This window comes from Paenibacillus sp. KS-LC4 (assembly GCF_036894955.1).
In the GTDB taxonomy this organism is placed as follows: Bacteria; Bacillota; Bacilli; order Paenibacillales; family Paenibacillaceae; genus Pristimantibacillus.
This window is the reverse complement of sequence record NZ_CP145905.1, coordinates 3,545,368-3,571,592: the sequence shown is the minus strand read 5'-3', so window position 1 is coordinate 3,571,592 and position 26,225 is coordinate 3,545,368. Positions and strand designations below refer to the sequence as shown.

Here is a 26,225-nt window from a genome sequence, read left to right as displayed (position 1 = left end):
AACAAGCGATGCGTTCATCTCAAAGATTAGGCATTATAATTGGAAGCTGCTCCCTGTTAATCACGATATTAATGCTTGCAGGCATTGGTTATTCGATTAAGGATCAGTTGTTTCCCTCTGTTTCCGCACAGCCGCAGGGTACGGTGCTTCCAGACCAGACGCCTGAGAAAAATCAGCTTCGCATTGTAGCGATTGGCGATTCTCTGACCAAGGGTGTTGGTGATTCTACAGGCGGGGGCTATGTTAAGCAGGTCGTAGATAGCTTGGCTGCTGAACCGGACAAGCAAGCGGAGCTCGTCAACAATTTGGGCATTAGCGGCCTGAGAGCCGACCAGCTAGCAGAAAATTTAAAGACGGATAAGGGCATTGCCTATGCGCTTCAGCAGGCCAATGTCATTTTGCTGACGATTGGCGGCAATGACCTGTTTCAATCGCTTCAGGGAGCTGGTGAGTCCAACACTTCTGCCGGAGCCGATCAAAGCATGTCGCTGGAGCAGGTAGAGAAGGGGCTTGAGGAGGGCTTGAAGCGGCTGAATGATGTCCTGTCGGAGCTGCACAGGATTAATCCGGACGCCCGCGTCATTTATATGGGCCTCTATAATCCGTTTTTTGATGTGAAAGAGCTGCGGGATGGCAGCTTGCAGGTGCAGAAGTGGAATGAACGAGCTTATGAAATGCTGCACGGCTATTCGAATATGACGATGGTACCGACATTTGATTTATTTGAGGAACGGATTGGCAGCTACTTGTCCTCCGATCATTTTCACCCGAATCATGAAGGTTACAAACAAATTGCGCAGCGGTTCGTGCAGGCGTTGTAGCAGAAGGAGTCGCTATGGAACAGACAAATGTAGTGCTGCAAGTGACAAATCTAAGCAAAAAAATTCGCGGCAAGCAAATTATTCACGATGTCAGCTTCGAGGTGCGAGCGGGTGAAATTTTTGGCTTCCTTGGGCCGAATGGCTCTGGCAAAACGACGACGATTCGCATGCTGGTCGATCTGATTAAGCCGACCTCCGGGCAAATACGAATTTGCGGGCATGATGTCCAGAAGCAGCCGGAGCTGGCGCTTCGCCATATCGGGAGCATTGTAGAAAACCCTGAAATGTATGGATTTATGACGGGCTGGGACAATTTGCAGTATTTTGCCAATATGCTTAATGATGTGGATGAGGCGAGAATTAGCGAGGTTGTTGAAATCGTCAGTTTGACAGAGCGTATTCATGAAAAAGTCAAAACATACTCGCTCGGCATGAAGCAGCGTTTAGGCATTGCCCAAGCGTTGCTAGGACGTCCGAAGCTGCTTATACTTGATGAACCGACAAATGGGCTTGATCCTCTAGGTATCAAGGAGCTGAGAGCTTTTGTGCGAATGCTTGCCGGCGAAGGCATCAGCCTGTTTATTTCAAGTCATTTGCTAAGTGAAATTCAACTGATGTGCGATAGAGTAGCCATTATCAACAAAGGCCGAGTGCTTGCCGTTGGCTCGGTGGACGAGCTGGTGCAGCAGGCTGGAACGTATGTATTATGGCAGCTGGAGCCTCGGGAGCAAGGGATTGCTTTGCTGCTGCAAGGCGGCAAGGCAGCCATCGTCTCGGAGGAGGAGCACCGTATTGATGAAAGCGTGCTTGCCAGCATGCCGGGTGCCGTCGTGACAACGATGCCGCTGGAGGATATTGCAGGTACCGTGAAGAGGCTCGTGGCAGCGGGCATTAGCGTAGAAGGGGTGCACAAAGCCGCTCCTACACTGGAAGAATTGTTTTTGAACATGACGGAGGGGAAAAGCCTTGCATAAACTACTGCTTCTGACCGAGAATGAAACCTTGAAGATGTGGAAAAAAAGAAGGTTTCTCGTCATTATCCTCGTACTCCTTGTTATTATTCCAATGTTCACGTATGCTCAGTTAACCGTAGCCCAGAACAATAAAGACAAGTTTGCTGACTGGCGCAACGAGGTGCTGCAGCAAATTACGGATATGCAAAACAGGCTGTCGAGCAATCGGATTCCTGAGGAGTGGAAAAAACAGCAGCGTATAGCCGTACAGCAGCTCCAATATTATTTAGATCATGATGTCAATCCGAGCAGCCCGAACGGCGTGACGTTCACGCGGGAGTTTATGAATAATGCGGTTGGGCTGTTTATTCCGCTGCTTGTCTTGACCATTGCCTCTGATCTCGTATCCGGCGAACGCGGCACCGGAACGATCAAAATGCTGCTGACCAAGCCGGTTCGCAGATGGAAGGTGCTGTTTAGCAAGCTTGCGGCGCTTACGCTTTATGTATCGCTGCTTGTCGGCGTGATGGTGCTGCTTTGTTATTTGATATCGGGCATGTTTTTCGGCTATGGAGGCTGGGGCTTGCCAATCTTTACCGGTTTTATAATCAATGGCAGCGAGGTTGACACAAGCTTTGTGCATGTTGTGCCCCAGTGGTTGTATATGCTCATGCAGACGGGACTCGTATGGCTGTCCGCCATGACGGTAGCGATTCTCGCCTTGATGGTGTCGGTTCTTGTAAGAAGCACAGCGGCAAGCATGGTCATTATGATGGCTTCCGTTATTGCAGGAACCATCCTTTCGAGCATGTCCTCCTCATGGGAAAATGCCAAATATTTATTCGCCGTGAACCTCAATTTACCGGCATATTTGGAAGGGTCGCCGCCGCCGATTGAGGGAATGTCATTTTCTTTTTCCCTTATCGTGCTTGCGATTTGGGCGATTGCGGGGCTTATTGTCTCGTTCAGCGTCTTTACTAAACAGGACATCTTGAATTAAAATAGCTTGAAGATACGGTAACCGTAGTAACAAGTGCTGCAGATAAGGGGGGCGCATATGGCAGAGCATACAGATGTTTTTACACAAGCACCGGCTGCGGATCGAAATTATGAAGCCGATGATATACAGATTCTTGAAGGCTTGACAGCCGTACGGAAACGTCCGGGAATGTATATAGGCTCTACGAGCAGCTCAGGGCTGCATCATCTCGTTTGGGAAATCGTCGACAATGCTGTCGACGAGCATTTGGCAAAGTTTTGTTCCGCCATTGAGGTAACTTTGCACAAAAACGGCTCCATTACGGTCTATGACAATGGACGAGGCATTCCGACAGGGATGCACAAAAGCGGAATTCCAACGCCTCAGGTTGTATTTACGATCCTTCACGCAGGCGGAAAGTTCGGCGGCGGGGGATATAAAAAATCAGGCGGCCTGCACGGCGTCGGCGCATCGGTCACAAATGCGCTATCCGAATGGCTGGAAGTGGAAATTTTCCGTGATGGAAAAATACATAAGCTTCGGTTCGAATATTGGGTAGATGAGGATGGCAAGGAGCATGTTGGTGAGCCGACAACGGGACTTGTTGTAACGGGAACGACGTCACGCACGGGAACGAAGGTTACTTTTAAACCGGATGGACGCGTCTTTCAGGCTGGAACTACGCTGAATTACGATACTTTGGCGGAACGGCTGCAGGAAATCGCCTTCCTCAACTCAGGGCTAAAGGTGACGATTAAGGATGACCGCAGCGGCAAAAACGATGTTTTCCATTATGAAGGCGGGGCGCGTCAATTTGTTGAGTTTCTCAACGAGGATAAGTCGGTGCTGCATGAAGTCATTCATTTTGCTGGCGAGCGTGAGGAAATTGAGGTTGAGGTGGCGCTTCAATACAATGATGGCTATACGGAAACGCTGGCTTCATTCGTTAATGCCATTCCTACACGCGGCGGCGGTACGCATGAAACGGGCTTCAAGACTGCGTATACGCGCGTCATGAACGATTATGCGCGCAAAACCGCGATGCTCAAGGAGAAGGACAAAAACCTGGAAGGCAATGACCTGCGAGAAGGCATGATGGCGGTCATCAACATCAAGATGTCTGAGGTGGAATTCGTCGGGCAGACGAAGGATCAGCTTGGGAGCGCGTCTGCTCGTGGCGTCGTTGATGCCATTGTAACGGAGAAAATGCAAGTGTTTCTCGAAGAAAATCCGCAGGTAGCGCAGCTGCTGCTCAAGAAGGCTGTTCAGGCTTCGAAGGCGCGGGAAGCGGCGCGCAAGGCGCGCGAGGATATGCGCAGCGGCAAGAAGAAGAGCGAAAGCTCCAATCTTGGCGGCAAGCTGACGCCGGCGCAGTCGAAGGATGTGACGCGCAATGAGCTGTTTATCGTCGAAGGCGACTCGGCGGGCGGCTCGGCCAAGCAGGGGCGTGATTCGAAGCATCAGGCGATTTTGCCGCTTAAGGGTAAGCCGATGAATCCGGAGAAGGCCAAGCTGCATGATATTTTGAAAAACGACGAGTATAAAATGATCATCGCCGCGATTGGCGCAGGCGTAGGCCCGGAATTTGATTCCGAGGAATGCAACTATCACAAAATTATTATTATGACGGATGCCGATACGGACGGTGCCCATATTCAGGTGCTGCTTCTGACGTTCTTCTATCGTTATATGAAGCCGCTCATCGACAGCGGACGCGTATATATTGCTCAGCCGCCGCTTTACAAGCTGACGCGGAAATCCGGCAAGCTGGAGACGGTGCGTTATGCGTGGACGGATGAGCAACTGCAAAATTATTTAAAGGAATTCGGCAAAAACTTTGAGCTTCAGCGCTATAAAGGACTTGGCGAGATGAATCCGGAGCAGCTGTGGGAAACGACGATGAATCCGGAGACGCGGACGATGCTGCAAGTGCAGATCGAGGATGCTGCGAAGGCGGAGCGCCGTGTGTCTGCGCTGATGGGCGACAAGGTTGATCCACGCAAGCGCTGGATTTTGGAAAATGTTGATTTTGCGGAATATGAGGAATAGGAGGCAAGCAGCATGAGCATTTTGGAACAGTTTCTTCCAGCTTTTCTTGAAGAAATCGTGGGCGACCGCTTCGGCCGCTACTCTAAATATATTATTCAGGACCGCGCGATTCCCGATGTGCGCGATGGCTTGAAGCCGGTACAGCGGCGTATTTTGTACGCGATGTACGATTCCGGCAATACGCCGGACAAGCCATATCGCAAGTCTGCCAAAACAGTCGGAGATGTAATGGGCAACTATCATCCACACGGCGACTCGTCAATTTATGAAGGCATGGTGCGGATGGCGCAGCCTTGGAAAATGGGGCATATCCTCGTTGACGGTCACGGCAACTGGGGCTCTATGGATGATGATCCCGCAGCGGCGATGCGTTATACGGAAGCTCGTTTATCTCCGCTGGCTATTGAGCTGCTGAGAGATATTGATAAGCGTACGGTTATGTTCAAGGATAACTTTGATAATACGACGAAAGAGCCGGTTGTGCTGCCGTCACGCTATCCCAATTTGCTCGTAAATGGGGCCAGCGGCATCTCTGCCGGCTTTGCGACTGAAATCCCGCCCCATAACTTGCGTGAGGTCATTGATGGCTGTATCGCGGTTATGAACCGCCCTGAGACGACGCTCGAAGAGCTGATGCATATTATTAAGGGGCCTGATTTCCCAACGGGCGGACTCATTATGGGTGAGGAAGGCATACGCGATGCATATGCGACCGGCAAAGGCCGCATTTATTTGCGCGCCAAAACAGCGATTGAGGATATGCGTGGCGGACGCCAGCAAATCGTGATCACTGAAATTCCTTATCAGGTCGTCAAATCACGTCTTGTGACGGCAATGGAAAATATTCGTCTGGAGAAAAAGGTCGAAGGCATTGCGGAGGTTCGCGATGAGAGTGGACGGAACGGCCTGCGAATCGTAATTGAGCTGAAGAAGGATACGGATGCAAACGGCATTTTGGCCTATTTGCTGAAAAAGACCGATTTGCAGGTTGCTTATAGCTTTAATATGGTCGCTATCGTGAATAAAACGCCGCAGCAGCTTGGCATTCGCCAAATGCTTGATGCGTATATTGCCCATCAGAAGGAAGTTGTAACCTTCCGTACGCAATATGATCTGGAAAAGGCCGAGGATCGTGCTCATGTGCTGGAAGGGCTTGTGAAGGCGCTAAATTTGCTTGATGAAGTGATCGCTGCGATTAAAGCGTCGAAAAACCGTGCCGATGCCCAGCAAAATCTCGTGCAGAAGTTTGCGTTCAGCGAGCGCCAGGCGGATGCGATTTTGACGTTGCAGCTGTATCGTCTGACGAATTTGGAAATTACGTCGCTGGAGAAAGAGCATAAGGAAGTCATGAAGCGCATTGCCTATTTGCGCAGTATTCTGAACAGCGATAAGAAGCTGATCGGAGTCATTCGTGACGAGATGATGGAAATTCATACGAAGTTCGGAATGGACCGTCGTTCCGATATTCAAGGAGAGGTTGAGGAGCTTAAGGTTAACCTTGAGGTAATGGTTACGCCTGAGGAAGTGCTCGTCACCTTGAGCAATGAAGGCTACATGAAGCGGACAAGCATGCTGTCCTTCACGCGTTCCGGCGGAGAGGTTAGCAATGCCGGCGTTAAGGAAGGCGATATTATCCGCGGCTTGTACGCCGTCAACACGATAGATAATTTGCTGCTCTTCACGAAAAAAGGGCAATATTACACGCTGCCGGTTCATCAAATTCCAGAGTTTAAATGGAAGGATACAGGGACTGCAATCGTCAATATTGTTCCTATACCGAAGGATGATGCGATTATTAGCGTCATTCCCGTGAAGGATTTTAATGTTCCAGGCGCTTCTCTCGTCTTTGTAACGAAGCGTGGACAGGTGAAGCGGACTGAACTCAAGGATTATATGTCAACGCGCTCAACTGCGATTGCGGCCTGCAAGGTAGCTGAGGGCGACGAGGTCATTAAAATTATGCCAAGCGATGGCACGAAGCAGCTAATGCTTGTGAGCAAGCAGGGCTGGAGCATTCGCTTCTCCGAAAGCGAAGTGAACACGATGGGCCGTGTCGCTGGAGGCGTACGCGGCATGCAGCTGAAGGAAGACGATGAACTGATCGCAGCGGAATGGGTCTCCGAGGACGAAGGAGAATTATTCGTCGTCTCCGATCTTGGATATGCCAAGCGCTCGCTGCTGCTGGATTACCCTGTTCAGGGCAGAGGCGGCAAAGGCGTTCAGACATTTGAATTTAAAGAAGGCAAGCGCGTGAAGCCGAATGGCTCGGCAATTGTGTATGCTGTTTATTGCAAGGAAGCGATTGATCTCGTAGCGCTCACGTCATCCGGCGCTAAGCTGCCGCTAACGACGGAGAAATCGCCAATTGATGATCGCAGATCGATTGGTCGAGCGATCGTTCCACTTGAGAAAAATGATGCCATATCAGCGGTCATCGTCCGTCCATCTGATATCATTCAATCATAAGGGCGATTAGGCGGATCAAAGCGTTCAATTAACTGGATCATCGCATCCAGCATAACCCACAATGGTACGAGCTCATCCGGGCGATCGAGCCATTGTGGGTTTTTTATTATGCCGTAAGCTTTAATTTTGCGAATAATTTCGGCTTTCTCGTTGTCCATTGAGGTTCACTCCTTATGAGGCTGTGGATTGTGGATGGCGAAATAGGGAAAGCGCCCAGATTCATTGTATGTCTACTCTTGTCAAAACGTTCGGGTATATCGCAGTTTGTGAGGGAAATTATTAATTGGGTTAACCTTTTATTCGACAATCTCGGATGGTATAATTGGAATTAAAGAGAAATGGGACAGGAAGCGGGTGCATAAATGGTTTCTGATGAATTTACTCGATTGTGGACGAAGCTAAGCAGAGAATGGAGGACAGGTCTGGAAGAGGGGCTGGCGCCGCTCACTGAAGGTCAGCTAAATGTGCTGGATTTATTGCTGCAGAACCAACCGATGAAGCCATCTGATCTATTGCAGCATTTGGCCACGACACCGGCAGCGATTACTACTTTGCTCGATCGTATGGAGCGTAATGAACTAATTGTACGTACAAGAGATACAGCTGATAGACGAATTGTATGGATATCTGTTTCCAGCAAAGGGAAATCAGAGGCACAGCGTGGCAAGGAAGTACGCACAAAGCTCATTTCTGAAGCGCTGGATCGGATTTCCTCTCATAATCAGCAGCTGCTTGTTTACTTATTAGGCAAGGTAGCGAATAGATAATAGATAGTTTGGCCATTGCAGAAGGCAAGTGAACAGGCGAGTAAAGGAAGACGTCGGGACTATATTCTGTACATGAAACGGGCGTTGCCGTCTTAGGACAGCAACGCCTATTCATGCTCATCCTTCCGTCAGCTTCTTTGCCTGCCCGTTGCAGCAGCGACGCTTAGGACATGGACTCGAGCCGAGTTCGCAGCAGGGTGAGATTTTTTTTCAGAGAAGCATATAAATCCGGGGTGAGCAGCTTGCTTGACTGCTCCGCAAGCGTTTGCTCGACAGGCAATATGCGATAGCGATAATGATGATCTGGCTTGTAGCGGTAAACCCAAGTCGGAATCGCTTCAATATCGGCAAGCTGGATGCTGCCGTCCCCGTTATTTTTGCGGATAAGCACTTGATAAATAACGCCATAATCCTTCGTGTCTCCACGTTGATTGGAAATAAAATTGCCCATCGAATAAATAATAAGTCCTTGGCGCTCGCGCCCGTTGTCATCCGTAGCCTCCAGCACCTCATAGGGCTGAATAACATGCGTATGCGAGCCGGCGATAATATCGGCGCCCTCCGCAATCAGCTTGCGGGCAAGCCTCTTCTGCTCCTCATTTGGCTTCGTCTGATACTCCGTTCCAAAATGGAGCGCCACCGTAACGAAATCAGCGCCTGCTTTTTTCAGCTTCTTAATGTCACCTATCATTTTTGGCTCGTCAATTAGCGGAACCATATAAGGTTTTCCTTTAGGAATAGCAATGCCGTTCGTACCGTATGTGTATGCGAGCAGCCCCATGCGAATCCCGTTTTTTTCGACGATCATATTTGTATCCGCTTCCTTTTGTGTGGCGGCGGAGCCTTTTGTAATAAAGCCCTTCTCCTTCATATGCTTAAGCGTCAGCAGCAGCCCTTTCTCGCCTTTGTCGAGCACATGGTTGTTGGCATTGGTCAATATGTTGAAGCCGGCGTTTTGCAGCGCATCAAGCAGGGCAACAGGCGCATTAAACGTCGGGTAACCCGTATAAGCGAATGCTGATCCGGCAACAGGCGTTTCTAAATTCGCCAAAACCCAGTCGCCTTCCTTCAATATCGGCTCTACATCTTGAAAGAAAGGATCGAAGTTATAGCTTTTCGTCTTCTTATTATAAGCGCCAGGCAGCTCCGGGGAGTGCATCATAATATCGCCAACTGCGACCCATAGCGCTTCCTGATAGCTATTAGAAGGGCTGGGTAGGGGAGAGGCGGCTTCCTTCGTTGTTGTAGGTACTGGTGATGGATCAGATGAAGGCACAGGGGAGGTTGTTGCACTAGGAGCTGCTGACTGTTGTGCGCCGGCGCCTGCTTCCGACGCCACTTCCAGCGAGGAATCGCCGCTGTTAGCAGTAAAATGAGCGGTAAACGGTAATGAGCTTGCTAGCGTCGGGTAAAAAATTATAAGGAGTCCTGCTGCTGCGAGCAGCAGCAGGAGCAAATTGACGGCAAGATGAATTTTAGTCCTTCGGCGCATATGCGGAATCTCCTTCAGCCAAGTAAACGTCTGCTGCGGCTTTGAGCTCAGCTTGCGGCCACCAGCCCCAAGCTTTCGAGCCATAAGGGATGGAACGGAAGCAGACGTGCTCCTTCGTTATAGGATGGGAAACCGAAACGGAAGTAGACCACAGCGCGATATCGGCAACGCCGCTCGTTTGCGGCGCTCCATATTTGCGGTCAGCTACAAGCGGGCAGCCAATAAAGGCCATTTGCGCGCGAATTTGATGAGGCCGACCCGTATGCAGCATGACCGCTATCAAAGAATAACGGTCTGTACTGGATATAACAGTATACTCCAGCACAGCCTCCTTCGCCTCAGGCGCTTCCTGCTTGAATACGGTCACTTGATTCAGCTTCGCATCCTTGCGTATAAAGTGGCGAAGCTTGCCGCTTGCGGCATGAGGCTTGCCATGTACGACGCACACATAGGTTTTGCCAAAATTTCGGCTGCGTACAGCTTCGGAGAGCCGCGAGGCCGCTTTGGAGGTTTTGGCGAACAGCATGGCGCCGCCTACAGGCTGATCAAGCCGGTGAATAAGGCCGAGAAATACATTTCCCGGCTTATTGTGGCGTTTTTTTAAATCGCGTTTGAGCAGCGTGAGCATATCCGGCGTACCGGTGTGATCCTCTTGGGAGGGAATGCCCGGCTGCTTTACAACGGCCAATATATGATTGTCCTCAAACAGCACTGGAATTTCGCCAATGCTGTCCCCAGAGGAGCCTGCCATTAGACAGACTCCCAGCGGCCCAATATGCCGCAAGGCAGATTAAGCCCGGATGCGGTAATCGGCAGGCCGATTTCGCCGCAATGAATAGCTCCGCCAAAGCGTTTCGCCATCGTCATATGGAGCAGATTATGAAGCACGGAAGGGGATAATCCCGTCGTGTACGAATTAATGAGCATAAATAATGGATTATCGGATAAAATCGTCGTGCAAAACTCAAGGAACGGGAACAGGTTCTCTTCCAGCTTCCATGTCTCGCCATTCGGGCCGCGTCCATAGGATGGCGGGTCCATAATAATAGCATCATATTGCCGGCCACGACGCTGCTCGCGTTGCACAAACTTGAATACATCATCGGTAATGAAACGAATCGGCTTATCGGAAAGCCCGGAAAGCTGAGCGTTTTCTTTTGCCCACTGCACCATGCCCTTGGAGGCATCCACATGAACAACCTCTGCACCGGCTGCCGCAGCGGCAACCGTAGCTCCACCGGAATAGGCAAAAAGATTCAGCACGCGAATCGGACGGTTTGCCGTGCGAATTTTGTCCATCATCCAGCTCCAGTTTACCGCTTGCTCAGGAAATAGCCCCGTATGCTTGAAGCTTGTCGGCTTAATATGAAAGGACAGCTCTCCATATGAAATTGTCCAGCGCTCAGGCAGCTGGGAATTGAACTGCCATTCGCCGCCGCCTGAGGAGCTGCGATGGTAGTGGCCATCGGTTTTTTTCCACAGGCCATTCTCCTTCGCTATCGGCCAAATAATTTGCGGGTCTGGTCTGCGCAAAATATAGGAGCCCCAGCGCTCCAGCTTATCTCCATTTCCTGTATCTATAACCTCGTAATCTCTCCATTTATCTGATACGTACATGATTTTAGTATTCCTTCCCAATTTTAAAATTTGTATTATAATATTAAGGTCAACGCTTATTATAGCGAAGCTAACAAGTTGAAGCAATTAGGAGAGGATATTTATTCGAAAGGGATTTTGGGGATGGGTTGCTGGATTTGCCGCAAGTGTGCTTCTATTTGCAATAACAGCACAGCTGGCTTCACGTACAGAGCCGTCACAGCTCGACAAAGAAATAGCCGCATTCGCTGAGCAAATGCGGGGAGAAGGCTGGACAGCTTTTTTCAAAGCGGTATCTTATTTAGGTTCTTCGTTATTTATTATTGCAGCGACTTTTGCGCTTTTTGCATGGTTCGGCTGGCGCAGCGGCTGGCTGAAAGCAGCACCCATTATAATGGGCACTGGACTTGTATACATAACGAATACGTTGGCCAAAATGGCCTTTGGCCGAGGCCGGCCAGAGGAGGCTTGGGGTATAGAGGCAGCTGGCGCAAGCTTCCCAAGCGGAAATGCGATGCTGGCGCTTTCGCTTTACGGGCTGGCAGCTATATGGATTGGAAGGGATGTCTGGCTCAGTCAAACGACGAAGCGGATCAGCTATGTAATCGCAGCATTGCTTATTTTATTGATGGGCGCCTCGAGGCTCTATTTCAGCGTCCATTATGCAACCGACATTATTGGCGGGTTCGCAGCCAGCTTTGCTATCCTCGCACTTATGATGGCTATTCTGACGGCTCGCCGCTAAAGCAGGCGGCAAGGGCATTCAGACCAGACGGCTAATCATGATTCCGATTCGCGTAGTACACTAAGCATCTTGTCAATGGATGCTTTGCGCTTATCTTCATCCATATGATTCAGCAGCCGCAGCAGCTCTTGCGTTTCTTCTCTGGCTAGCCCAGCCTCTTGCTGGCGGGTTTCACCTTCAATAATATAATCCGTCGTCACATGAAAATAGAAGGCGAGCTTAATTAGCGTCTCATATACAGGCTGGCGATTGTTAATTTCGTAATGACTGTAAGCTGAGCGAGTGATCCCGATTGCACGGGCAACGGCTTCTTGCGAAAGATTTTTTTGCAGGCGGAGTTCCTTCAATCGGTCTCCCATCGTCATTTTAGTGGCTCCTTCAAAAAAGCTGAAATAATAATACAAGCTTAACTATTAATTTATGATACAAAATGTATCATTGTCAATAGTTTTAGCGAAATTAGCAGGGAATATTTGTATTTAGGGAGGGCGAAAAACAGTGGTACTAACCTTTGAATGTGTTTGCGGCAATCAGACCGGACTGTTCGCAACCGGAGATCGAGATGATCAGGGACGAGAATATTTGGAAGCGGAGGACGATGATCGCATCAGCTGGATCATGGGCGAGAACGGTATATTGTTCAAATGCTCCTTCTGCGGTCATACGTACCGATTAGAGAAGCAATAGCTTGTCGGGAGAGGCAAGAAGAAACCGGATTTTACGCTTTACGCGTAAAGCTCGGTTTTTTTTGCTTTTGATTGTCACAAAAACGGAGACTGGATTGTCTTATCTTATGAGAACCGAAAAACACCTATCTTCCAGGAGGAATTAAAAATGAAATTAAGAATAAACTATCGCACGGCGAACCCAGCTGTATTTAAGGCGTTGATGGAATTGGAGAAAGCAGCATCAAGCTCTGGCATTGATCCTATCACCTATGAGCTTATTAAGCTTCGGGCATCGCAAATTAACGGCTGTGCTTTTTGTCTGGATATGCATAGTGAGGATCTTATGAACAAGGGTGAAAGCATGCAGCGCATTTTGCTGCTAAGCGTATGGCGAGAAGCGCCCATTTATACGGAGAAGGAATGTGCCGTTCTGGAATTGACCGAGCATGTGACTCAGGTTTCGGAAGCAGGAGTGCCGGATGAGCTGTACAATCGGGTGAGAGACTATTATGATGAAGCGGAATATGCTGCATTAATTTTAGCCATTATTACGATTAACAGCTGGAATCGAATGGCCATTTCAACCAGCATGTTTCCTGGCTGCTTTGATTAAAGGAATAGTATAGAAATGCTATATTTGGTTTTTTTTGATTAGGGAAAGGAGGAATGGGAAGCGAGATGGCGGATACACAGATATTGTGGAAAGTCGCAGAGTGGTATGCGGATTATAAGTCGCTGCTTAGCTCGCTTGCATACAAGCTGCTTGGATCACGTCAGGAGGCGGACGATGTCGTTCAGGATGTTTTTGTGAAGCTTCAGTCAGCGGAGCCTTATCCGCTGAGTAATGTCAAAGCCTATTTGTGCAAAATGACGGTCAATCGCTGCATGAATGTGCTGCAATCTGCCCGCAGCAAGCGAGAAGCTTATGTCGGTGAATGGCTGCCAGAGCCATGGAGCGGCGATTATGACGATGAGCCTCTGGAGCAGCTTGCGCGCAGGGAAACGATCAGCTATGCGATGCTCGTCATGCTGGAGCATTTATCCCCATTAGAGCGTGCCGTATTTGTGCTGCGTGAAGGCTATGGCTTTGGCTACGAGGAGCTTGCGGAGCTGGTAGGCAAGTCAGAGGCAAACTGCCGCAAAATTTTGAGTCGTGCCAAGCAGGCGCTTGATCTGTACCGCCAGCTTCCACAATCGCATGCTGACGAGCGAGAGCTGATGGTGGACGCAGCTGCATTGGAGCCGTTTGTTGCCGCATTTGAACAGGCTGATATTGGAAAGCTGCTTGCGTTGATGCGGCAAGATGCTGTGCTGATCACCGACGGCGGGGGCAAAGTTACTGCTGTGAGACGGCCCGTTATTAGCGCACGCCGCGCTGTCATCCTGCTGCGGAGAATGTCTACGCACAGCCTGCACGCTGCGAGCCTATCTATCTCCATTATAAATGGGCAGCCAGCGCTCGTATTTCGCCGTGAAAAGGCTGTACAGGCGGTAATATGTCTGGAATGGGTTCATACGGAGGCCGGCAGCCGTATCAAGCGTATTTATACGATGTATAATCCAGATAAGCTATCGCTTATTTAATGTGGGGCTCTACTCATAATTTGCTTGCTGGATGCAGAACATAAAGCTTAGTAAGCAGCAAATGAATGAGGAGGAACAGCATGATGAAGCGTATAACACTCCGACTGCTAAGCCTGTGCTTGGCTGTATGGCTAGGCTGCCTTGGCATGGGCAGTGCGCTGGCGCAGCCGGGGGTTTATCATTTTGGGTTTAAGAAAAGCGCAGGAGGACAGCTGCCTTCCATTAATGAGGAGGGCTTTAAAGGCATCGTCCAGCAAAATGGGGCGATTTTCCTCGGCGATACGAAGCAAAAGGAGCTCTATCTAACCTTCGATAATGGCTATGAAAATGGCTATACAGCCAAAGTATTGGATACGCTCAAGGCCAAGCGTGTTCCTGCCGCTTTTTTTGTAACGGGTCATTTCATTAAAGATCAGCCGGAGCTAATTAAGCGTATGGCGTCGGAAGGGCATATCGTGGGCAACCATTCCTGGAGCCACCCGGATATGACACAGTTAAGCTCAGAACAAATCCAGAGCGAGCTCCAAAAGGTGGAGGAGCAGTCGGCACTGCTGACGGGCCAGCAGCAAATGGCGTATTTGCGACCGCCAAGAGGCATTTTCAGCAATCAGGTGCTTGCAGTAAGCAAGCAAGCTGGATATACAAGCGTATTCTGGTCGGTTGCCTACAAGGATTGGGACATTAACAGCCAGAAGGGCGTGGCATACGCTCAGGACCAAGTGATGCGCCAGCTTCATCCCGGAGCCGTTATATTGCTGCATTCGGTTTCCTCCGACAATGCGGGGGCTTTAGGAGCCATTATAGACGGTGCGAGGGCACAAGGCTATACGTTCAAAAGCTTGGATCAGCTGACGAGTCGCAGCTATTAATAGCTGCTGGCTGCATTGCAAGTGGAAGGGCGGCAGCCGAATACGATGAGTAAAAATGGAAGACATACAAATAAAACCAACCCCGTGCTTAGTTAGTGCAGCACGGGGTTGGTTTTATTTGTATAAAAGGCATGCTGTGCGCAAGAAGAGCGCCGATAAATGTTATTTTGTTCCAGCGGTATATTGGGCACTTGGAAGTTCAACGGTCCAGCCAAATGGGTCGGCAATGACGCCCGTTTGGATGCCTGTTAACGTCTCATACAGCTTGCGTGACAACGGTCCTGTCTTACCGCCGCGCAGCAGCAGCTGCTCATCGAGGTAATGCAGCTCTCCAATTGGAGAAATAACCGCGGCCGTACCCGTACCGAAAGCCTCCTCCAGCGTATCGTTATGATAAGCCTCGACAAGCTCCTCAATGGACAGCTTGCGCTCCTCAACGGGAATGTTCCACGATTGAAGCAGCTCAATAATGGATTTGCGCGTAATGCCGTCGAGAATGCTGCCGTTCAGCGCCGGGGTTACAATAGTGCCATTGATGCTGAAAAAGACATTCATGCTGCCAACTTCCTCTACGTATTTACGCTCAACACCGTCCAGCCACAAAACCTGCGTACAGCCTTTAGCTGCTGCCTCTTCCTGAGCCTTCAGGCCTGCGGCATAGTTGCCGGCTGTTTTGGCATTGCCGACGCCGCCTTTAACCGCACGTACATATTCGGATTCTACAAAAATCTTCACCGGATGAATGCCTTCCGCGTAATACGAGCCGACTGGCGAAAGGATAATCATAAACATGTAGTTTTGCGACGGGGCTACACCAAGTGATGGTTCATTCGCAATAATGAACGGGCGGACGTATAGAGATGTTTTATCCTCATTAGGAATCCAGTCCTGATCAACAATAATGAGCTGCTTCAAAGCTTCCAGTGCAATTTCCTCGTCAAGATGCGGAATGCTCAGACGTTCGTTAGAGCGGTTTAGCCGTTTAAAGTTTTCTTCTGGACGGAATAGCAATATGTTGCCGTTATCTGTGCGATACGCTTTCAAACCTTCGAACACCGTTTGTCCGTAATGGAACACCTTGGAGGCAGGGTCGAGCGTAATCGGCTGGTAAGGAACGATTCTTGGGCTATGCCAGCCCTTCGATGCTTCATAGTCCATTATGAACATATGATCGGTATAATGTTTTCCAAACCCTAATTGATCGGTTTGGGGCTTTGTTTTTTTGGTAGCAGTTAATTCAATGGCAATCGGTTTGCTCATTTTAGAATCCTCCCACATATATACGTGATAATCGTTTAGTTGAATCGTACCACTTAACCAAGTATATTGATAATATCTGTTTTGTCGGATCATCATACTTTTTAGGTATAGGAGAATGCATATGGACATACGTCAGCTCAAATACTTTCTGGCGATTGCCAAGGAGGGGCAAATTACGCGCGCCGCCAAGCTGCTGAATATGGAGCAGCCTCCGCTGAGTCGACAACTAAAGCAAATGGAGCAGGAGCTGAACGTCACTTTATTTGACCGCAATGGCAAAAGTCTAGTGCTGACCCACGCGGGAGAGCTGCTGCGCGATAAGGCGGAAAGCCTAGTCAACCAATTTAATGAAACGATGCAGGAGGTGAGAGAGCTCGATGCGGGCATACAGGGCGTGCTGCCCATTGGCTCGGTCGTTTCCTGCATTTCGCTGCTGCCGCCTGTCATTGAGCGGTTTCGAGACAAGCATCCCGAGGTGACGTTTAAAATTTGGGAGGGCGATCATTATTTGCTCGGCAGCCAGCTCGAGAAGCGCAGCATTGAGCTTGTCGTTGCCAGACTTCCGTTTGAGTCGGCGTCTGATTCCTTGCCTTACTCGATTTTGCCGCTGCCATCCGATCCGTTCGTTGCCGTACTGCCTTCGAAGTGGAGCACAGATCCACGCAAGCAATCCATGCAGATGAGCGAGCTAAAGGATTTGCCGTTTCTTGCCCTCAAGACAGAGCGGACAACGGCGATGCATGAGAAGGTGATGATTGAATGCCGCGCTCACGGCTTTGAGCCAAAAATTATATGCGAATGCTCCAGCGTTGCCATTATAATGGCGCTTGTGGCAGCTGGAATCGGCGTTACCGTCTTTCCAAAATCGGTCATGGCCTCTTTCCCGCTGCCAGCGATTCGCATGCTGGCGATCACGGACACAGATTTTCAATCTGATGTCGGTATCGTTTGGCTTAAAAATCGTTATCTTTCCAATGCCTCTCGTCATTTTATTCAAATGTTTCAGCAATAGCCGCCGCTTCGGGCTCTTTAGGCGTTATTTTGAATTTGCGCGTTTCCTCCCGCAGCTCAGTAGAGAGCGAGGTTAACGCTTCTGATGAAGCGCTCATTTGCTGAACGGTCGCCATTTGCTCCTCCGAGAAGGAGGAAATGTTGCGAATGTCCTCGGCAATGCTTTGCGACATCGTAGCCAGGCGTTCCGACAAATCAGCCATCGTGCGCGAGTCATCGCCAAAATGGCTGACGGCCGCTGTAATTTCTCCAATATGAAGCGTCGCCTCCTGTACGGAAGCGTCGATATTACGGAACGACTGGCCGGCCTGCTGGACAACCTTCATGCCCGCATCCGTTTCTTCAATTCCTACGCCAATCGAATGGGAGGCGGTATTCGTATCCTTTTGAATATTGGCGATCAGCTCGAAGATTTGTTCTGCGGATACGCGAGCTTCCTCTGCGAGCTTGCGCACTTCGCTTGCAACGATGGCAAAACCTTTGCCTTGCTCGCCAGCATGGGCCGCTTCTATTGATGCATTCAAAGCGAGCAGATGCGTCTGGCTGGCAATTGCGGTAATCACATCGGCAATGGCGCCAATCTCCTGCGATCTTGCCGAGAGCTGATGAATAATCGCGAAGGTCTCCTCCGTCGAATGTTTTATTTTCTCCATTTGTATGACGGTTTGCTCAATAACGGAGCCGCCATAATTTACCTCTTGAACGACTAGGGAAGAAGCATTAAGGCTGATGTCCGCGGACTGCTTTATCCTTTCAGCCCGTTCGAAGTTGCTTTCAGCTTTATGACGTGCACCCAGCATGCCCTCATGCTGCTGCTGGACTTGCCCAGATATCGTAATGATATGAGCCGTTAGCTGCTTCGCGGCTGCTGTATTTTTCTCCGAGCCGTCATGTAAAAGCAGGGAAGAGGCAGCTACTTGCTCAGCCCCTTGGTTGATTTGTCCGATGAGCTGCAATAAATATTGCTTCATGCGGTTGATGGCCCTGGCCGTTTCACCAATTTCGTCATTTTGCTTCAAGGTCAGCTCAGAAACGAGTAAGTTGCCGTCGGCGATTTGTTCAATATTTCGCGATATACGAACGACAGGCTCTGCTATGTAATGACTAATGGCTCTTGCCACAATTAAGCCAAGTAATATAATGAGACATGTTAGAAGTGGAAAAAGCAGTTCGGCAGCGCTAGCGTTTTTCTCCGAACGGTCGTCCTGAAGAAGGGTGTTCAGCTGTTGCTGCTCATAATCAAGCCATTCGGTGACTTTATCGGATGCTCCAGAATTTGTGGCTGCGGCAGCCGCATCGGCCAGAAGCTGTTGTCTCTCTGTATTAACGATGCTTTGCTTCAATGCGGCATAATCCTTATCCTTGACATTAAGCTCAAAATAGGAGAGGCCTGACAAACCGATAATCAAGACGAGAATGATTGAAAATCCGGCCATGATTTTTTTGCGAAGCGTAAAGGTTAGCAACTGATTGAATTCAGATTTAAAGTCGTACACCGCAGTTCCTCCTGATAGGTATAGAATGATTTCTCGGCAGTTTCTTGTCGTAAAATAACTATTGTTGTCAGTTAATGTTATTGTACAATATAATCATTTTGTACCGTTAATACTATTTTTGTGATTCTTAAGGACTAAGGAGCTGAAGGCGTGTATCAACAAAAGCATTTGAAAAGGCTTGAAATTGGATCTTTTGTATTAAGAATCGTAATGGGGATTATTTTCTTATTTCACGGTGTTGACAAGTTTGTTATGGGGATGGATAGCGTCTCGACGATGTTCAATACCTTTGGCATTTCGGGATTTTTCGCCTATGTGATAGCAACACTTGAGGTAGTAGGCGGAGCAGCATTGATTCTCGGCCTTGAAACTAAAATTTTTGCGGCCCTATTCGCCATTCAAATGATTGTAGCGTTCTTGTATGTAACGAGTGGAAGCGGCTTAATTAATGGCTTTGAAATCGATTTGCTGCTCTTTGCCTGCTGTGTCCATTTGATGATGAATGGCAGCAGCTGGCTATCGCTCGACAATGTGTTTCACGGCGGCAGAAGAAGGGTCCAGTCAGAGGAAGCCTAAGCTTTTACGATTTGTGTGACCAAATACATATGGGTGAACTTGATGAGAAAGGTTGGATTGATGCAGTTGCCAAATGGAGAAAAGACGGAAGAGACAAATTTATCGAAGAGTTTACAACCAATTTCAACGCAATTGAAGCAAAATGAAGGTAAAGCAATCGTTCTACAGCGCGCGGATCCGTGGATTTATAAGCATGTAGATGGCTGGTATTATTTTACGGCGACAGAGCCGGATTATCATTATATTGAGCTGCGTCGTTCGCAGACGATTGCAGGGCTTGCTGATGCGGAGCCTGTTGCGATCTGGCACAAGCATGAGAGCGGCGAGATGAGCGAGAAAATTTGGGCGCCGGAAATTCATTTTATCGACGGCCGCTGGTACATTTATTTTGCTTCGGGCAGGACGGATGCAAGCTTTGCTCATCGTACCTATGTCCTTGAAAATGAAAGCGCTAATCCGCTGGAGGGCGCATGGACGGAGAAGGGCAAAATCATAATGAACTGGGAGTCCTTTAACCTGGATGCTACGACGTTTGAGCATAAGGGAGAGCGTTATCTGGTTTGGGCGCAAAATGATCCGGCGATTAAAGGCAATACAAACCTGTACATCGCGGCGATGGAAAATCCTTGGACGATTCGCGGGACTCAGATTATGATTTCAACCCCGGAATACGATTGGGAAAAAATCGGTTATTTGGTGAATGAGGGACCAGCGGTCATCAAGCGGGGCGGGCGTATTTTCATCAGCTATTCGGCAAGCGCTACCGATTTTAATTATTGCGTTGGCTTGCTAACGGCATCGGAGGAAAGCGACCTGCTTGCTGCTGCTTCGTGGACAAAATCGCCGGAGCCGGTATTTAAGACGGATGAGGAGCGCGGGCAATATGGACCAGGCCATAACAGCTTCACTGTAGCGGAGGATGGCGAGACGGATGTATTCGTGTATCATGCCCGCATTTATAAGGAGATTGAGGGCGACCCGCTCAATGATCCGAATCGTCATACGTTCATTAAGCAGCTGCATTGGTCAGAGGATGGCAAACCAGATTTTCAGGTGTGAGAAAGGATGGCAGCGTTATATATAGCCTTTCCTATATTATATTTTCAAAAAAAAGCGGCCCACATCGCTGTGGGCCTGTCCTAGTTATATGATCAACTGTGGGGTTGATAGTTATTATTATATAAACAAAACCTTAGTCGAACCTTAAAGAACTTTGTCTAACGATTGTCTAAAACGTGAATGATTGACGTCAAATGTGACAAAAAACGCTATATGGTTGAAAAATGGCTCGAATCCAGCCGCTGCCCGACTAACCCATAGGGAAACGGTCACAATTCAGCATTTTTGATTGTGATTTCAATCACAATCAAAAACGCATTCCTTGTTTATACTGGTGAAGATCAAGTTTGAAGGATACTGAAACCTGTGAGGAGAGTGCGATGATGCTGAGCGAGAAAACCATTGCTACAATTAAATCTACTGTTCCTGTATTGGAAGTCCACGGCACGACCATTACGAAGCGTTTCTATGAAACGATGTTTGCGGCTCATCCGGAGCTGCTTCATATTTTTAACCATGCCAATCAAAAACAAGGCAAGCAACAAAATGCTCTTGCAAATGCGGTTTACGCCGCCGCTGTTCATATTGATCATTTGGCTGCTATTTTGCCAGTCGTGAAGCAAATTGCTCATAAGCATAGAAGCTTGGGCATTATGCCCGAGCATTATCCGATCGTTGGAAAATATTTATTAGCTGCAATCAAGGATGTGCTGGGCGATGCGGCTACGGATGATATTTTGCAGGCATGGGCTGAAGCATACGGTGTCATTGCTGATGCGTTTATCGGCGTGGAGAAGGAAATGTATAAGCAGGCAAAGCAGCAGCATGGCGGCTGGGAAGGGTTCCGGGCTTTTGTGGTCAATAAAAAGGTTCAGGAGAGCGACAACATTACATCCTTCTACCTTCTGCCGGAGGACGGCGGTGCAATTGCAGGCTTTAAAGCTGGGCAATATGTGAGCATGAAGAGGGAACTGCCGAATGATGAATATACCCATATTCGCCAATATAGCTTATCGGACTCGCCAAGCAAGCCTTATTACCGCATTTCAGTCAAACGCGAGGACGGGCGGGATGGCCAGCCTGCCGGCAAGGTGTCCGTGTCTTTGCACGAGCAACTGCGCGAGGGAGATATCGTTCATTTGTCAGCACCGGCTGGCGATTTCACCGTGGATTTGGAGGATACGCGGCCTGTCGTGCTCATTAGCGGCGGCGTTGGGCTGACACCGATGATGAGTATGCTGCATGCTGTAGTAGAAGCTAATCCAGAGCGACAGGTTACCTTTATCCATGCGACCACGAATGGAGACACGCACGCGATGAAGGAGCAGGTAATCGCGCTGGCTGGCCGTCACCCGCAATTGTCCGTCTTCTTCTGTTATACGCAGCCAACGGCACATGACAAGGCGCTTAGAGATTACCACAAGGAAGGGCTGATCAATTTTCCATGGCTTCGCACAGCTATTCCGACGACGGATGCCAGCTTTTATTTTTGCGGACCACAGCCGTTTATGAAAATGATCAATCGAGCACTGCGGGTGTTTGACGTTCAGGATTCCGATATTCATTTTGAGTTTTTTGGTCCGGCTGAAAGCTTGAACGATGGGCAGGGCGAGGAGCAGGAAACAACCGATACCATTTAATTTAGAAGGATGCTTTGTTCACTGCGCTCTCGTGTACCTTTGCGCGCAGTAGACGATTGACGGTTTCGCGGCGCAGCCCGATCAGTTGTCCAATTTCATCCTGCGTCAGCACATCGCAAAGAGTAGCAGGTGAAATATACTGGTCGAACCATTGCTCCAGCTTGCGAAGCTTATCAATCGGTGCGGCCTGTGTCAATTGATCAATGCGCTGCTGCATCATGCGCAGCTTGTTTTGCAGCAGCAGCGCAATATCGCGGCATTTTTCCGGCTCGGTCTCCAGCGTTTGGTACCATTCTTGGGGCGGCAACACCTCAATATTGCTGGTGACCAGCGCTACAGCTGTTCCGTGATATGCCTGCTGGGTTATGAGCGAATGATGAGGAATTATTTCTCCAGCGGTAATAATATTCATTAGAATCGGATTGCCATCCTCATGCAAGCGAATAATTTTGAGCATCCCGCTTTTAATGTGGTAGAGCGGTCCTAGCTCTCCTTGACGGAATAGTGTTTCTCCTTTATGAAGCAGCATAACGAGTATCATCCTTTCTAGTATTTCTTATTATATAAATGATAGCGGCATTTCCTAGTCGGGATCAATCAGTGTCAGGCTGATTGGTCTTTTTTTTTGTAATATAGACATGCATAAGCTATTCTTTAGTGATCTATCTCACAGTAGTTTGGCACATTATACTGGTACATTCAAATAAATAAGAACAGCTTGTGAAAGGATGACCTTCTTAATGAACATATTCAAGGAGAAGAACGATAGCAAGCATCAGAGAAAAGCAGTGTCACTTGGCGATGCGCAGCAGGCCTTGCTCGCTCGGGTTCATCAGGCCGGTACGGTCAAAATAGCTCTGGCCGATGCCGCAGGCTACTGCTTGGCCGAAACTATTCACGCACGCGAAGCGATTCCGCATTTTCGCCGCTCCGGTATGGATGGCTACGCCATTAGAACGGCTGATTTGCAGCAGCTACCTGTTATGCTTGAAGTTATAGAACAGCTGCCAAGCGGTACTGTGCCGACAAAAGCGATTGTGCCTGGCACGGCGGCGCGTATTATGACTGGCGGGATGGTGCCGGACGGTGCCGATGCCGTCATGATGCTGGAAATGACCGAGGAGGCCGAAAAGGCTGGCCAGCCCTATGTCATGCTGCGCAAAGCAGTGCCTGCCGGAGCGAATATATCGCCAATAGGCGAAGAAGCATTTGCTGGTGAAAGGATGGTGGAGGCGGGCGAACGGATCGGGCCGGGGCAGATGGCTTTGCTGAGCGCACTCGGCTGCGCGGAGGTTCTTGTGTACCGCAAGCCGCTCGTTGCCATCATTTCAACCGGGAGCGAGCTATTGTCTATTCATGAGCCGCTGGAAGGCGCCAAGATCAGAAACAGCAACATTTATATGCTTGCGACCCAAGTGCGGGCATGCGGCGCTGAGCCGCTTTTCGTGGAGCACATTGCGGATGATTATGCAATCGCTGAAGGCATGCTGTACAAGCTGCTCGCAAGCGATGTGGATATTGTAATTGCAACGGGTGGCGTGTCTGTCGGGGATTATGATATTATCGCTGATTTCTTCCAGCAGTGGGAAGGGGAAACGCTGTTTAATAAAATTGCGATGCGCCCAGGCAGCCCAACGAGCGCAGGCGTGTGGAAAAACAAGCTGTTCTTGGGGCTGTCCGGCAACCCAGCAGCGTGCTTTATCGGCTGTGAATTATTGGTGCGTCCCGTATTGCTCGCTATGCAGGGGGAGCGCAAGTCAGCTGATGCTCAGCGGCATGATGCCTTTCTTGCTGCCGATTATAACAAGGTTAATGCCTATCCCCGCTATGTACGGGGCATCCGATATTTCAACAACGGACTGGTGTACGTAAAGCAAGAGGGAGTGGATATGTCGAGCGCGCTCGTTACGTTAAAGGATGCCAACTGCCTAATCGTCATTCCGCCTGCGAAGACGAGCATCAAGGCGGGGACGCTGGTTAGTGTCATTCCTCTTGCCGCCTCTACTTTATAAGATTGGGCAGTGCTGCAATACACTGCACTGTAATGTAATGCACAAATTTGCCCTATAGCGTATGAAAGGAAAAAGCACCGCCCATACACATCCCGAAATACATTCGGAAAGGAAGAAGGGCGGCGTTGTGCGGCTCAGCATAATGAGTGGTTGATGTGCATGGATTATTGTGCAGCCGCCTACTTGGTCGTCCTGACGTTTTAGTTTAAATCAAGAGTCCGCTACGGAGACGGCAGCGGCAGTGCTGACGCGGTCAATAGCGTCCTCCTTCATACGTTTGCGTGTATTCCAGTCAAAACGCCGCGCATTGCTCCAAAAATTATAATCTCCTGTATAGTAGCCTTGTTCATCTACCTCAAGCTTTTTGCGGGCAATCATTTTTACATAACCAATGACGCGGCTGAAGGTGGCGATATCGTCGCTGCCGCATACAGGACAGGAATAGATGTTTTTTCCATCCTCAGCGACAATTTGCTGGCTGCAAGTCAGACAGCTTGTCAGAGTCGGAGTGAGTGTAATATATTGAATCGGCTTCTCGAAAATTTTTCTTAAATATTCGGCCAGCCTCTCTGGAGCCAGCTTCGTTTCAAGGAAATGATGCAAAATGCTGCCAGAGGTCGCATAAGCCTGAAATTCAGCGCTGTTCTCCACCTGTTGCAGAAAATCATCCTCGCTGAACGGCAGCATGCAGCCTGAGGTTAAATAAACATTATCCCCTGTACCCTGTACGAAAATTGTGCGGTCATGTTTTTTTGCCCATTTCACATCATGACGGGCCAGCTTGATTGCGGCATTTTCACCCGGAGCATATTCAATGCCGCAGGCAACCTGATCGCGAACGATAAATGCATGGATCGTCTCTGTCATGAACTGCATGATTCGGTGGGCGAGCTGCTTGCCTGCCTCATTGTTCATCCCGCCCTCAAAGCCGATATTGATGAGCCCCTCATGCATGCCAGTAACGGCAAACACATTAAAATAATTGGACAAATCACGGTTTAAGGCAAAAAAGGTTGGATATAGCTCTTTATTTTGCTCAATCCACTTGCGCTTGGCCATATGGCCTTCCTGCATAATGTTCAACAGCTCCTTGATTTTCGCAAGCAGCGCAGCTTCATGTCCGCCGTATTCCATGAGGACGCGGTTCATGTTTAAATTAAGAACTTGTACGGCACCTGTAGAGCCAGTGGAGCTGCCAAAAATCCCGCTTCCGAGACGTGACAATATCGTTAAGTCGATTTGCAGGCGGCAGCACAAGCTGCGGCTGACCTCGGGATCACGCGGTTTTATATAAGGGTTCAGACGGCGATAATGCTCGCTTTCGAACGGCTTGCTGCGGAAGTTTTCGAAATAAACGCCGCCCCATTGGTACATGCCATCAAGCAGCTCTAGAAACAACGGATTGCTGTAGTCAAAATGATCGTCGATCGGTACTGTCATTAGCGGAAAGGTGAACGGGATGCCATTGCCTGTACCTTGCTTCATCACCGCAATAACCGCCTCGTTAATCCGGTCAAAGTAGGCGGATGGAATTTCCTTGTAGCGCATGTCCAGCGGCGAGCCGCCAATGATGACAAAATCATCCTTGATTTCGTCAGAAGGCTTGCCAAATTCCAGCGTAATGTTGGTGAAGGCAGATTGCGAGCCGCCGCGCAGCGGCATATTCATTTCCCAGATCAAGCTTTGGAACAGCTGCTCAAGCTCCTCGGCGGTGAAGCTATGCCCTCTGACCGTCTCCTCATAATAGAGATAGGAGGCGGATACCGTCGTCATTTGCGAAAGCATGACAGCGCCGGATACCTGCTGCGACATAAGAACGACCAGATTGCTGAAATGACGCAGCAGCGTGTCGAGCTTTTTCGTCGGGTGCGAGGACATCATATTTTTCGCCAGTGTTGGGATGCCATTCGCCGCAATATCCTTGCAGCCTACACTTAGGCAATAAGGGCTCAGTTGCTTGTCGTGAATGTACACAACGCCGTCCCAATAGAGCTCGGTAAGCGCAGGCGGCAAAATATGCTCCAGCAAATATTCCTCCTCGGCAAAATTATTTAAATTATGGCGCAGCAGCGGCAGCGAGTAGACAAAGTTGCTGTTTTCTCTTTTTAAGTAGTCGGCTTGCTTCGTCTCGGACCTAGAAGTAAACGTGCGGATAATATCGGTAGATTGGGTAAACATTATC

The 26,225-nt window shown here is 49.2% G+C and carries 25 protein-coding genes; 16 read left to right on the top strand and 9 right to left on the bottom strand.

Annotated elements, in window-relative coordinates; translation table 11 throughout:
* Positions 1 to 8 precede the first annotated feature (8 nt).
* The 5 genes from V5J77_RS15025 to gyrA are packed head-to-tail and all read left to right on the top strand — an operon-like array spanning position 9 to position 7,268.
* A complete protein-coding gene (locus V5J77_RS15025) occupies positions 9 to 821 on the top strand; it encodes a GDSL-type esterase/lipase family protein (protein ID WP_338551646.1) in 813 nt (270 codons plus the stop codon).
* A 14-nt stretch (positions 822 to 835) separates the two neighbouring features.
* Complete coding sequence (locus tag V5J77_RS15020) at positions 836 to 1,795, top strand: ABC transporter ATP-binding protein (protein ID WP_338551645.1); 960 nt, start codon at positions 836 to 838, stop codon at positions 1,793 to 1,795.
* Positions 1,788 to 2,774, top strand: a complete 987-nt coding sequence (locus V5J77_RS15015; RefSeq protein ID WP_338551643.1) for an ABC transporter permease — start codon at positions 1,788 to 1,790, stop codon at positions 2,772 to 2,774. The genes V5J77_RS15020 and V5J77_RS15015 overlap by 8 nt, the downstream gene beginning before the upstream one ends.
* Positions 2,775 to 2,831: 57 nt before the next feature.
* Entirely contained in the window at positions 2,832 to 4,802 is a 1,971-nt protein-coding gene (gene parE / locus V5J77_RS15010) for a DNA topoisomerase IV subunit B (protein ID WP_338551641.1), read from the top strand.
* A 12-nt stretch (positions 4,803 to 4,814) separates the two neighbouring features.
* Positions 4,815 to 7,268, top strand: a complete 2,454-nt coding sequence (gene gyrA / locus V5J77_RS15005) for a DNA gyrase subunit A (RefSeq protein ID WP_338551640.1) — start codon at positions 4,815 to 4,817, stop codon at positions 7,266 to 7,268.
* Here gyrA and V5J77_RS15000 read toward each other — a convergent pair.
* Positions 7,259 to 7,426: a hypothetical protein gene (locus V5J77_RS15000; protein WP_172455590.1), complete on the bottom strand. Its 168-nt coding sequence runs from the start codon at positions 7,424 to 7,426 to the stop codon at positions 7,259 to 7,261. The genes gyrA and V5J77_RS15000 overlap by 10 nt on opposite strands.
* Before the next feature lie 204 nt (positions 7,427 to 7,630).
* Between V5J77_RS15000 and V5J77_RS14995 the strand changes: the two genes are divergently transcribed.
* The gene (locus V5J77_RS14995; protein ID WP_338551639.1) at positions 7,631 to 8,035 is read left to right on the top strand and encodes a MarR family transcriptional regulator; all 405 of its coding nucleotides are present in this window, start codon (positions 7,631 to 7,633) and stop codon (positions 8,033 to 8,035) included.
* Between the two features lie 163 nt (positions 8,036 to 8,198).
* On the opposite strand, the gene V5J77_RS14990 is transcribed toward V5J77_RS14995, so the two are convergent.
* From V5J77_RS14990 to V5J77_RS14980, 3 genes are read right to left on the bottom strand one after another with little or no spacing between them, the layout of a single operon-like run.
* Positions 8,199 to 9,527, bottom strand: coding sequence for a CapA family protein (locus V5J77_RS14990; RefSeq protein ID WP_338551638.1), 1,329 nt, complete (start codon positions 9,525 to 9,527; stop codon positions 8,199 to 8,201).
* Positions 9,511 to 10,278, bottom strand: a complete 768-nt coding sequence (locus V5J77_RS14985) for an RluA family pseudouridine synthase (RefSeq protein WP_338551637.1) — start codon at positions 10,276 to 10,278, stop codon at positions 9,511 to 9,513. Before V5J77_RS14985 ends, V5J77_RS14990 begins: the two co-directional genes overlap by 17 nt.
* Positions 10,278 to 11,144 (bottom strand): class I SAM-dependent methyltransferase, encoded by an 867-nt coding sequence (locus V5J77_RS14980; RefSeq protein WP_338551636.1) that lies wholly within the window; start codon positions 11,142 to 11,144, stop codon positions 10,278 to 10,280. The genes V5J77_RS14985 and V5J77_RS14980 overlap by 1 nt, the downstream gene beginning before the upstream one ends.
* 148 nt (positions 11,145 to 11,292) lie before the next feature.
* Here V5J77_RS14980 and V5J77_RS14975 point away from each other — a divergent pair, with 148 nt between their 5' ends.
* Entirely contained in the window at positions 11,293 to 11,868 is a 576-nt protein-coding gene (locus tag V5J77_RS14975; RefSeq protein WP_338551635.1) for a phosphatase PAP2 family protein, read from the top strand.
* A 35-nt stretch (positions 11,869 to 11,903) separates the two neighbouring features.
* Here the strand turns inward: V5J77_RS14975 and V5J77_RS14970 are convergent, their stop codons facing one another.
* Positions 11,904 to 12,233: a helix-turn-helix transcriptional regulator gene (locus V5J77_RS14970; RefSeq protein ID WP_338551634.1), complete on the bottom strand. Its 330-nt coding sequence runs from the start codon at positions 12,231 to 12,233 to the stop codon at positions 11,904 to 11,906.
* 133 nt (positions 12,234 to 12,366) lie between these two features.
* On the opposite strand from V5J77_RS14970, the gene V5J77_RS14965 reads away from it, so the two are divergent.
* The 4 genes from V5J77_RS14965 to pdaA all read left to right on the top strand — a co-directional run bounded on the left by V5J77_RS14965 (position 12,367) and on the right by pdaA (position 14,989).
* Complete coding sequence (locus V5J77_RS14965; protein WP_338551633.1) at positions 12,367 to 12,555, top strand: hypothetical protein; 189 nt, start codon at positions 12,367 to 12,369, stop codon at positions 12,553 to 12,555.
* A gap of 147 nt (positions 12,556 to 12,702) precedes the next feature.
* A complete protein-coding gene (locus V5J77_RS14960) occupies positions 12,703 to 13,149 on the top strand; it encodes a carboxymuconolactone decarboxylase family protein (protein WP_338551631.1) in 447 nt (148 codons plus the stop codon).
* 65 nt (positions 13,150 to 13,214) lie between these two features.
* Positions 13,215 to 14,120, top strand: a complete 906-nt coding sequence (locus tag V5J77_RS14955; RefSeq protein WP_338551630.1) for a sigma-70 family RNA polymerase sigma factor — start codon at positions 13,215 to 13,217, stop codon at positions 14,118 to 14,120.
* An 83-nt stretch (positions 14,121 to 14,203) separates the two neighbouring features.
* On the top strand, positions 14,204 to 14,989 hold the full coding sequence (gene pdaA / locus V5J77_RS14950; protein WP_338556833.1) for a delta-lactam-biosynthetic de-N-acetylase: 786 nt from the start codon (positions 14,204 to 14,206) through the stop codon (positions 14,987 to 14,989).
* A gap of 162 nt (positions 14,990 to 15,151) precedes the next feature.
* Here pdaA and V5J77_RS14945 read toward each other — a convergent pair whose 3' ends face one another.
* Positions 15,152 to 16,249: a branched-chain amino acid aminotransferase gene (locus V5J77_RS14945; protein WP_338551629.1), complete on the bottom strand. Its 1,098-nt coding sequence runs from the start codon at positions 16,247 to 16,249 to the stop codon at positions 15,152 to 15,154.
* A gap of 121 nt (positions 16,250 to 16,370) precedes the next feature.
* On the opposite strand from V5J77_RS14945, the gene V5J77_RS14940 reads away from it, so the two are divergent.
* Entirely contained in the window at positions 16,371 to 17,261 is an 891-nt protein-coding gene (locus V5J77_RS14940) for a LysR family transcriptional regulator (RefSeq protein WP_338551628.1), read from the top strand.
* On the opposite strand, the gene V5J77_RS14935 is transcribed toward V5J77_RS14940, so the two are convergent.
* Positions 17,239 to 18,756: a methyl-accepting chemotaxis protein gene (locus V5J77_RS14935; RefSeq protein ID WP_338551627.1), complete on the bottom strand. Its 1,518-nt coding sequence runs from the start codon at positions 18,754 to 18,756 to the stop codon at positions 17,239 to 17,241. The genes V5J77_RS14940 and V5J77_RS14935 overlap by 23 nt on opposite strands.
* Positions 18,757 to 18,906: 150 nt before the next feature.
* On the opposite strand from V5J77_RS14935, the gene V5J77_RS14930 reads away from it, so the two are divergent.
* From V5J77_RS14930 to hmpA, 3 genes are all read left to right on the top strand, one after another.
* Positions 18,907 to 19,332 (top strand): DoxX family protein, encoded by a 426-nt coding sequence (locus V5J77_RS14930; protein WP_338551626.1) that lies wholly within the window; start codon positions 18,907 to 18,909, stop codon positions 19,330 to 19,332.
* A 42-nt stretch (positions 19,333 to 19,374) separates the two neighbouring features.
* Positions 19,375 to 20,391: a glycoside hydrolase family 43 protein gene (locus tag V5J77_RS14925; RefSeq protein ID WP_338551625.1), complete on the top strand. Its 1,017-nt coding sequence runs from the start codon at positions 19,375 to 19,377 to the stop codon at positions 20,389 to 20,391.
* Positions 20,392 to 20,774: 383 nt separating this feature from the next.
* Positions 20,775 to 22,031: an NO-inducible flavohemoprotein gene (gene hmpA / locus V5J77_RS14920; RefSeq protein WP_338556831.1), complete on the top strand. Its 1,257-nt coding sequence runs from the start codon at positions 20,775 to 20,777 to the stop codon at positions 22,029 to 22,031.
* 1 nt (position 22,032) lies between these two features.
* Here hmpA and V5J77_RS14915 read toward each other — a convergent pair whose 3' ends face one another.
* A complete protein-coding gene (locus V5J77_RS14915; protein ID WP_338551624.1) occupies positions 22,033 to 22,560 on the bottom strand; it encodes a Crp/Fnr family transcriptional regulator in 528 nt (175 codons plus the stop codon).
* Between the two features lie 211 nt (positions 22,561 to 22,771).
* On the opposite strand from V5J77_RS14915, the gene glp reads away from it, so the two are divergent.
* Complete coding sequence (glp, locus tag V5J77_RS14910) at positions 22,772 to 24,043, top strand: gephyrin-like molybdotransferase Glp (protein ID WP_338551623.1); 1,272 nt, start codon at positions 22,772 to 22,774, stop codon at positions 24,041 to 24,043.
* Between the two features lie 210 nt (positions 24,044 to 24,253).
* On the opposite strand, the gene nrdD is transcribed toward glp, so the two are convergent.
* Positions 24,254 to 26,221 (bottom strand): anaerobic ribonucleoside-triphosphate reductase, encoded by a 1,968-nt coding sequence (gene nrdD / locus V5J77_RS14905; RefSeq protein WP_338551622.1) that lies wholly within the window; start codon positions 26,219 to 26,221, stop codon positions 24,254 to 24,256.
* Positions 26,222 to 26,225 lie beyond the last annotated feature (4 nt).

Bases quoted from the DNA above. Each gene is read 5' to 3' on its own strand.
- V5J77_RS14955 (WP_338551630.1), top strand. From the start codon at position 13,215: ATGGCGGATACACAGATATTGTGGAAAGTCGCAGAGTGGTATGCGGAT.
- V5J77_RS14960 (WP_338551631.1), top strand. From the start codon at position 12,703: ATGAAATTAAGAATAAACTATCGCACGGCGAACCCAGCTGTATTTAAG.
- V5J77_RS14940 (WP_338551628.1), top strand. From the start codon at position 16,371: ATGGACATACGTCAGCTCAAATACTTTCTGGCGATTGCCAAGGAGGGG.
- V5J77_RS14990 (WP_338551638.1), bottom strand. From the start codon at position 9,527: ATGCGCCGAAGGACTAAAATTCATCTTGCCGTCAATTTGCTCCTGCTG.
- nrdD (WP_338551622.1), bottom strand. From the start codon at position 26,221: ATGTTTACCCAATCTACCGATATTATCCGCACGTTTACTTCTAGGTCC.
- V5J77_RS14945 (WP_338551629.1), bottom strand. From the start codon at position 16,249: ATGAGCAAACCGATTGCCATTGAATTAACTGCTACCAAAAAAACAAAG.
- V5J77_RS14980 (WP_338551636.1), bottom strand. From the start codon at position 11,144: ATGTACGTATCAGATAAATGGAGAGATTACGAGGTTATAGATACAGGA.
- V5J77_RS14985 (WP_338551637.1), bottom strand. From the start codon at position 10,278: ATGGCAGGCTCCTCTGGGGACAGCATTGGCGAAATTCCAGTGCTGTTT.
- V5J77_RS14970 (WP_338551634.1), bottom strand. From the start codon at position 12,233: ATGACGATGGGAGACCGATTGAAGGAACTCCGCCTGCAAAAAAATCTT.
- parE (WP_338551641.1), top strand. From the start codon at position 2,832: ATGGCAGAGCATACAGATGTTTTTACACAAGCACCGGCTGCGGATCGA.
- V5J77_RS14915 (WP_338551624.1), bottom strand. From the start codon at position 22,560: ATGCTGCTTCATAAAGGAGAAACACTATTCCGTCAAGGAGAGCTAGGA.
- pdaA (WP_338556833.1), top strand. From the start codon at position 14,204: ATGAAGCGTATAACACTCCGACTGCTAAGCCTGTGCTTGGCTGTATGG.
- V5J77_RS15000 (WP_172455590.1), bottom strand. From the start codon at position 7,426: ATGGACAACGAGAAAGCCGAAATTATTCGCAAAATTAAAGCTTACGGC.
- glp (WP_338551623.1), top strand. From the start codon at position 22,772: ATGAACATATTCAAGGAGAAGAACGATAGCAAGCATCAGAGAAAAGCA.
- hmpA (WP_338556831.1), top strand. From the start codon at position 20,775: ATGCTGAGCGAGAAAACCATTGCTACAATTAAATCTACTGTTCCTGTA.
- V5J77_RS14995 (WP_338551639.1), top strand. From the start codon at position 7,631: ATGGTTTCTGATGAATTTACTCGATTGTGGACGAAGCTAAGCAGAGAA.
- V5J77_RS15025 (WP_338551646.1), top strand. From the start codon at position 9: ATGCGTTCATCTCAAAGATTAGGCATTATAATTGGAAGCTGCTCCCTG.
- gyrA (WP_338551640.1), top strand. From the start codon at position 4,815: ATGAGCATTTTGGAACAGTTTCTTCCAGCTTTTCTTGAAGAAATCGTG.
- V5J77_RS14925 (WP_338551625.1), top strand. From the start codon at position 19,375: ATGAGAAAGGTTGGATTGATGCAGTTGCCAAATGGAGAAAAGACGGAA.
- V5J77_RS15020 (WP_338551645.1), top strand. From the start codon at position 836: ATGGAACAGACAAATGTAGTGCTGCAAGTGACAAATCTAAGCAAAAAA.